At 70.5% G+C, this 6757-nt stretch carries 7 protein-coding genes and 2 pseudogenes; 4 read left to right on the top strand and 5 right to left on the bottom strand.

What is annotated here, in order from left to right; translation table 11 throughout:
- The first annotated feature begins 26 nt into the window (after positions 1-26).
- The 3 genes and pseudogenes from MJ785_RS17180 to MJ785_RS17170 all read left to right on the top strand — a co-directional run bounded on the left by MJ785_RS17180 (position 27) and on the right by MJ785_RS17170 (position 2017).
- A pseudogene (locus MJ785_RS17180) lies at positions 27-450 on the top strand (RNA-binding S4 domain-containing protein).
- A gap of 158 nt (positions 451-608) precedes the next feature.
- The gene (gene sigK / locus MJ785_RS17175; protein WP_305039432.1) at positions 609-1241 is read left to right on the top strand and encodes an ECF RNA polymerase sigma factor SigK; all 633 of its coding nucleotides are present in this window, start codon (positions 609-611) and stop codon (positions 1239-1241) included.
- Complete coding sequence (locus MJ785_RS17170; protein ID WP_239381775.1) at positions 1238-2017, top strand: anti-sigma factor; 780 nt, start codon at positions 1238-1240, stop codon at positions 2015-2017. The genes sigK and MJ785_RS17170 overlap by 4 nt, the downstream gene beginning before the upstream one ends.
- Before the next feature lie 100 nt (positions 2018-2117).
- Here the strand turns inward: MJ785_RS17170 and MJ785_RS17165 are convergent, their stop codons facing one another.
- Positions 2118-3341, bottom strand: coding sequence for a malic enzyme-like protein (locus MJ785_RS17165; protein ID WP_239308826.1), 1224 nt, complete (start codon positions 3339-3341; stop codon positions 2118-2120).
- Between the two features lie 195 nt (positions 3342-3536).
- Between MJ785_RS17165 and MJ785_RS17160 the strand changes: the two genes are divergently transcribed.
- The gene (locus MJ785_RS17160) at positions 3537-4217 is read left to right on the top strand and encodes a DsbA family oxidoreductase (RefSeq protein ID WP_239308827.1); all 681 of its coding nucleotides are present in this window, start codon (positions 3537-3539) and stop codon (positions 4215-4217) included.
- Positions 4218-4573: 356 nt separating this feature from the next.
- On the opposite strand, the gene MJ785_RS17155 is transcribed toward MJ785_RS17160, so the two are convergent.
- The 4 genes and pseudogenes from MJ785_RS17155 to MJ785_RS17140 form a co-directional block, all read right to left on the bottom strand.
- On the bottom strand, positions 4574-5098 hold the full coding sequence (locus MJ785_RS17155; protein WP_239308828.1) for a GNAT family N-acetyltransferase: 525 nt from the start codon (positions 5096-5098) through the stop codon (positions 4574-4576).
- Complete coding sequence (locus tag MJ785_RS17150) at positions 5095-5367, bottom strand: DUF1778 domain-containing protein (RefSeq protein ID WP_239308829.1); 273 nt, start codon at positions 5365-5367, stop codon at positions 5095-5097. Before MJ785_RS17150 ends, MJ785_RS17155 begins: the two co-directional genes overlap by 4 nt.
- Before the next feature lie 531 nt (positions 5368-5898).
- Positions 5899-6096, bottom strand: a pseudogene (locus MJ785_RS17145) (IS3 family transposase); the annotation flags it as partial.
- A 73-nt stretch (positions 6097-6169) separates the two neighbouring features.
- Positions 6170-6757, bottom strand: a 588-nt coding sequence (locus MJ785_RS17140; RefSeq protein ID WP_239381773.1) for a toll/interleukin-1 receptor domain-containing protein, incomplete at its 5' end; no start/stop codon positions are given.

The following is a 6757-nucleotide window of genomic DNA, read 5'->3' as shown; positions in this document are numbered from 1 at the left end:
CCTCGCCCGCTTCATAGGATCGTGGTATGGCGTCGCAGGAACTGACCGCGCGGGTCGACAGCTGGATCTGGTCCGTGCGACTGGTCACGACGCGCTCGCAGGCCACCGCGGCCTGCCGCGCCGGGCATGTGCATCTCAACGGTGACCGGGTCAAGCCGGCCCATGCGGTACGCGCCGGGGACACGGTACGGGTACGCCACGGCGGGCATGAGCGGATCGTCGTCGTCACCCGTGTCCTGAGCAAACGGACCAGCGCGGCCGTCGCCGGGGAATGCTTTATCGACCACAGCCCACCACCGGTGCACCCAGGATGTCGCGGCGGTGGGTGCCCGCGGCCGTGGCGCCGGACGTCCGACCAAGCGCGACCGCCGCGCGCTGGAACGCCTTCGTGACCACGAAAAACGCCAGCGTGCCTCGTCGTCGCCCCCGGGCACCCCGCCCCACCGGTGAGGCCTCCGCCGTCGGTCCGGGCGGGAAAACCATCGGCGACGAGCGGACGGCCCGGTGGCCGATGACCACTCCGGTGGTACCGCGATAGCACGGTTGCCGGCACAATACGAAGAACGCGATCACGATCTCGGCATGATTCCGAGAAGAGCCGGAAACGGATGTCGATGCGAGGCGAGGACAATCCACGCCGGGTGCTGCGCCTCGCGCCGCACACCCCGTCACACCCCGCGTCCGATACCGCGGCGCGCGCGGACGAGTTCCTCCAGCGCGCCAGCCGCGGTGACAGCGATGCGTTCGCGGCTCTTTACGACCTGCTCGCCCCGCGGGTGCTGGGGCTCGTCCGGCGGGTGCTGCGGGACCCCGCGCAGTCCGAGGAGGTGACCCAGGAGGTGTTCGTCGAGGTGTGGCGGACCGCCGCCCGCTTCGACCCGGCCAAGGGCAGCGCGGCGGCCTGGGTCTGCACGCTCGCGCACCGCCGGGCCGTCGACCGCGTCCGCTCGGTCCAGGCGGCCACCGACCGGGAACGCCGCGCGGCCCTGCTCGGCCATCGGGACGGCGACGGTTTCGATGACGTCGTCGAGCAGGTCGAGGCGCGGCTCGAGCGTGAGCATCTCCGCCGCTGTCTGGACCACCTCACCGACAGTCAACGCGAATCGATCACGTTGGCCTATTACCGCGGGTACACCTACCGTGAGGTCGCGGAGTACCTGAAGGTCCCGGCTGGAACGGTGAAGACGAGGATGCGCGACGGCCTGATCCGGTTACGTGACTGCCTGGGCGTCGGGCGATGACTCCCCCGCGCCCGTCATCCCCGGACATCCACGCGCTGACCGGCGCGTACGTCCTCGACGCCGTGGACGGCGACGAACGGGCGATGGTCGACGAGCATCTCGCCAGCTGTGACGTCTGTGCGCGGGAGGTGACTGAGCTACGGCTGACGGCGACGGCCCTGACCAGGGCTGACGAGGTGGAGCCGCCCGCGTCGCTGCGGGCGGCGGTACTCGCGCGGATCGCAACGGCCCCGCAGCTCCCGGCCCCACAGCTCCCGGCGCCAGATGACCGGCCGCGGGACGGGCAGCGCCGCGGCCAGCCCCGTCACCCCCGCCTGTCGCGCCGGGTTACCGCGGCCGCCGCCGCGGCGCTGGTCACGGTAACCGGGCTCGGTCTCACCGTAGCCGGCCAGCAGCGGCGCCTGGACAGCGAGCGCCAGCGTGCCGACCGGCTGAGTGCGCTCGCGGCCGCGGCCCTGTCACGTTCGGCGGCCATGCCGCTGGCTGGCGGCGGGAGCCTGGCCGTGGTGGCGGTAGCCGGCAACGCGCTGGTCTCAGCGCGGGACCTGCCGGTGCTCACCGGCGGGCGTGTATACCAGTTCTGGCTTGCCGGCCCGAGCCCTGCCGGCCCGGACGGGGTGCGGTCCGCGGGTATCGCCGACGGCCGCGCGGTCGCCGTCGACCGTCTGCTCACCGGTGTCGGTGACGCCCGTTCCATAGTCGTCACCGCGGAGCCCGCCGGTGGTTCGGCGCGGCCCACCACCCCCATGCTGATCGACGCGCCCATCCGCGCCTGACCAGGCCGCGTTCCCGCGCGGTGAACGTACCGCGACGGGACGCTCGCTCCCCGGCGGGGAGAGATCCTCGCCGCGTGCGCATCACTGCCGCGCGTGCGCATCACTGCGCCGCGGTGAGCGCGCACGCCGCGGCCACGGCCACGGCCGCGGTCAGCCCCGGATGGTCCAGCGCGGGCAGCAGCGCGCCCGGCTCCGCCTGCGCGGCCAGGGCGTAGGCGGCGGCCAGCCGGGCCGCGGAGGTGATCGGCATCCGGGTGGTAACGGCCGCGGTGACAAGACCGGGCAGGGCATGCAGCGGGCGCGGTCCGGTAGTGGCGGCCAGCAGCGGCGGTGGGGTCTCCAACCGGGTACGCAGTACCGGCACGCTCCGCGGCGGTGCCGCAAGACCCATGAGATCGATGACAAGGTCCGTCTGGTCGGCAACGGCGTGCAGCGCCTGGATGCCGTACTCCACCGGATCATAGAGAGTGACGTCGCCGATCCCCGCGGCCACCAGGAGACCAGCCAGGTCACCGCCTCGTGCCGGGTCCACAAGCACGATCCGCGCCCGGCCCGGATCGATCGCCCGCGTACGCAGCGCGTTGACGGCCGCGGCGGTGGCGGCCACGGCCAGCCCGTCGTTGACCGCGTCCAGCAGCAGGTGGGACGCGGCGCCGACGGCGGCGCGGGCGGCATCGATGTGGCGGATGTGGGTGTGCACCAGGACGGTCGCGGCAAAGCCCGGAGCGAGCATCCGGATGACGCTCGCGAGATCGTCAGCGCCGCTGGTGGCGACCGGCAGGGGGATGATGTCCAGGCCGGTTGCCCGCTGCAGGTGGACGGCCTGCGACTCCACCGCGGGCAGAGCGGTTTCGGCGGGTAACGGTTCGAAGTCCAGGACGGCGCTGGCGTCGCTGAGCAGCGCGATCCGGCGGGACCGGCCGGTGTACCGGTCGGTGTGGCGAGGATGGGCCGCGAGATGGGTGATGACGCGCCGGTCCGCGTCGGCGTCCAGCAGCGCGACGTCATGACCGGTGGTGACCGCGGCACACACCTGTTGGGCGAGCTTGCCGGCGGAGGCGGTGGAGAAGACGAGGTCCTCGGCGTGCAGCAGATCGGCGCCCAGACCGCGACGCAGCGCGTCGGTCAACCGGGTCAGGGTGCGGGCGCTGTCGGCGTCCAGGACAATGCGGCGCGCACCGGTGGGGTCACCTTCGTCGGTCTGGCAGGTGACGGTGCCCGGCAGGTCCGCGATGACCGACCGGACCACGGCGGCCGCATGCGGCGGGACACGGATCTGAATGCTGTAGGCGGGATTGACCCCAGTGGGACTCGGCGTCAGCACGTCCCCTCCACCCGCGGCCGAGACGGCCGAAACACGGCTTGACCAACGTGTCGCGCACAACGTGTCGCGCCGGAATAACCAGGACGTCACGACCGCGTCGCCCATGCGACGCTCCGCTCAGCCTCGCGTGGCTGCGCGAACAGCCCCTTGTGCCCTGCGAGCATAGCCCGGAGCACCGATGCCGAGGAGAGGCCCATGCGGATTGACATCTGGTCCGACCTCATCTGCCCGTGGTGCTGGATCGGTAAGCGCCGATTCGAGCAGGCGCTGATCAGTTTCCCTCAGCGCGACCAGACTGAGATCGTCCACCATTCTCTCCAGCTCGACCCGGCCATGCCCACCGATCGCGTCGTGCGCCAGACCGACATGCTGGTCGCCACCTACGGCATGACCCTGGCACAGGCACGGGCGAGCCAGCTCGCGCTGGAACGCACCGCGGCCACCGTCGGCCTCGAGTACCACCTGGCCGACAGGACCATCGGCAACACCGCCAGCGCGCATCAGCTCGTGCAGCTGGCCGGCGACCGCGGCGTCCAGGACGCCGTCGTCGAGGGCCTCTACCGGGCACACTTCACCCAGCAGCGATCATTGTTCGATCATGAATGCCTGATCGGGCTTGCCGGCGAGGCCGGCCTGGACCCGGACGAGGCCCACCGCGTGCTCGCCGAGGGCACCTACGCCGACGCGGTGGACGCCGACGCCCGCCAGGCGCGGGCACTCGGTGCCACCGGTGTGCCGTTCTTCGTCATCGACAACAGGTACGGGGTCTCGGGCGCCCAGCCCCCGGAGATCTTCATCGAAGCGCTCTCCCATGCCTGGGCCGATACCCACCCGACCGAGGAACGAGCTGACGAAGCGATGACCCATCCAGCATAATTTTGTTAACAAAAACAAGAGCGACCGGCAACAGGGGACGCGGCATCACCGAATCCCGTCTCCGGTCGTTCCCCTCCGTTCACCCAGCACCGGCCAGCGCACATAATCCATGGCCCTCGGCGGACCGTCCACGGATGTCTACCAACGTCCGTCGGTGCAGGTCACAGCCTCGGGATGCGGGTTTGATGTTGGCGCGGGTGGCTTCGGGTAGGCATGGTGCCAGTGCTGCGAGCGATGTGACCTGGCGGTCGGGGCTGTCGATGGTGCGCGATCGACAGCGCTGCGTCCAAGACGGTGGTACGGGTGCGCTGTCGCGCGCTGATCGGGTTACGCGAGCGGTACCCGAGCCCGCTCGGTCACGTGCCGCTGAGGGCCTTGCGGAGATCCTTCATCAGTAGGAAGAGGTGCATGGGGTCAGTAGGGCCGGCCTCGAACGTCGCCAGCCGGAGGTAGAAGTCACGGGCGACCTCGTTCTCACAATGGATCAGCAGGGCCCGTACACCGATGACCTCACCGGCCACAGCGACGCGGCGCATTGCGTCGACCACCAGCGCCCGGCCGAGCCCGGCACCCTGGACGGACAGGTCCACGCCGAGCCGGGTGAGGATCACCACCGGCTGGTGATAGCGGCCCGCGCCCTGGGTCAGCCGCTGCGGCGCCTGGGCCGGCGCGACCGACCCGGCCGCCAGCGCGTAATAGCCCACCACCCGCTGATGTGCGTCATCGGTTCCGGTGACCACGTACACCCGGGAGGAGCCGGACTGGTGCGCCTGCCATGCGTGCGCGGTCAGCCAGGCTGACTGCGCCGCCGACCCGCAGTCGAACCCGGCCAGCATGTGCGTCGCGGCCAGCGGCTCGACCGGGCCGAACTGGCTGGTCACCGACCGGCCTGACCCGGCTCCGGGTGATCGAGGACGGTGGGCGTGGTCAGCAGTTCCCGCAGCCCCGGCACGTCGGCCGCCGGCCGGTCAAGTGCATGATCGAAAGCCTGCCAGCTCGCCTCGTCCAGGACGAAGACCCGCCGATCGGCCAGGATATCGGCCGCGGCATCGGTCGCCGCCTTCAGCACGAACGCCGACACTGTACTGCCCGCAGCCGAGCTGGCAGCCTCCAGCAGAGCTTTCTGCGCCGGCTCCACCCTCAAATGCATCCGCTCATCCTTCGCGCTAGCCACCCCACGAGTGTACGTACAACGTACACATCACACTAGCGCTCGCTGGCGATCCCCCGCGCTCTCGGCCCTGGTCGCTCTGAGGGAGGGATGCCACCAGAACGGCGAAAACCCTGGCGGTATCAAGCGGTGGAGACGACACCCGACGCCCGCCTCGTGCTGGGACCCGAACCTCGAAAATTCGTACGCGGGCCTGGTTGGGCAGGGAGCTGGCGCGGTGACGCGTGAGCGTTCCGTTTCCAGCTCCCTCCCGTCGATTCCGTGCATGCGGTTTTCCCGCACACGGCTCACCGACGTCTTTCACCGCCGGCATTCGGTGATCTCCAGGAACGGTTCGGTCGGGGAGCACGCACGGTCCCATCAAGGCTGAGCAGACCGAAGCGGTCGGGTGAGGCGGGTGCAGGAAGCCATCGAACTCGGCGTTGTCGTAAGCGGTCGTGGACGACGACCCCGAGCATCCGGCCGGGCAGGAACATCCGGAAGCTCGCCGCGTCCCTACGCCCGCCGTGCCGCGGCCGGGTCGACGCGGGTGGTGCGGGGAGTGCCGCCGCCGCGCAGGGCACCGACGAGCCCGGCACCGCGCATCAGCCGCTCCACCATGCAGCGGGCCGCCCGCACGCCTTCACGATTGAGCTGACGCCATACCTTCCGCGCCCCATACACCTCGTAGTTCTCCTTCCATACGCGCTCGATCTCGACGAGGAGCTCGGCGTCGCCTTGACCGCTTGATTCCGCCCCGGTTCAACAGACGAAAGATTGTCTGAAAGACAGGTGGCTGTCCTCACCGCTGGGTGTTCCCGAGCGCGTGCACCAGCCGGGCGTAGCCGTCGTGGGTGAACAGGTCGACCGGCTGCCACGTGCGTAGCCGGTGGGGAATGTCGCAGTCCTCCAGGCGCGCCGGAATCATGAAAACCGTGTCCGGAGGCTGCTCCATGGCCACCTCAAGTGCCCAGGCGATATGCCTGTTGACGGCACCCCGCTCGTACACCGCTCTCGACAGGCACACGACCACGGCGCGGCTTCGCTCGATCGCCTGTCTGATCGTCGCTTCCCGCTCCCGGCCACCGCCAAGATCCTCGGCCGCCAGCCACAGGCCGTCAACGCCATCGGAGCGCAGGTGGGCATGCAGGTTCGCCGCCACCGCGCGATCGGCCTCCGCATGGCACAGGAAGACCACCGAGCGGCCCGGTGCCGGCCGGGACACCGGCCGGTCCGGGAGGTCGAACAGCCACGGGCGGCCGGCGATCTCATAGGGGAAACGAAAAACCGCGGCGGTCTCCGCGACGTCGGTAAGGTCGCACAGGATGCGCTCGGGTTCGTCGAGCGAACCTGGCGGCGACTCCTGCCGGTACGTCGCATCGAGCCACCC

Source organism: Protofrankia sp. CiT1, assembly GCF_917627335.1.
Classification (GTDB): Bacteria; Actinomycetota; Actinomycetes; order Frankiales; family Frankiaceae; genus Protofrankia.
This window is presented reverse-complemented; position numbering and strand designations above follow the sequence as displayed.

Bases quoted from the DNA above. Each gene is read 5' to 3' on its own strand.
- sigK (WP_305039432.1), top strand. From the start codon at position 609: ATGTCGATGCGAGGCGAGGACAATCCACGCCGGGTGCTGCGCCTCGCG.
- MJ785_RS17170 (WP_239381775.1), top strand. From the start codon at position 1,238: ATGACTCCCCCGCGCCCGTCATCCCCGGACATCCACGCGCTGACCGGC.
- MJ785_RS17160 (WP_239308827.1), top strand. From the start codon at position 3,537: ATGCGGATTGACATCTGGTCCGACCTCATCTGCCCGTGGTGCTGGATC.
- MJ785_RS17150 (WP_239308829.1), bottom strand. From the start codon at position 5,367: ATGCATTTGAGGGTGGAGCCGGCGCAGAAAGCTCTGCTGGAGGCTGCC.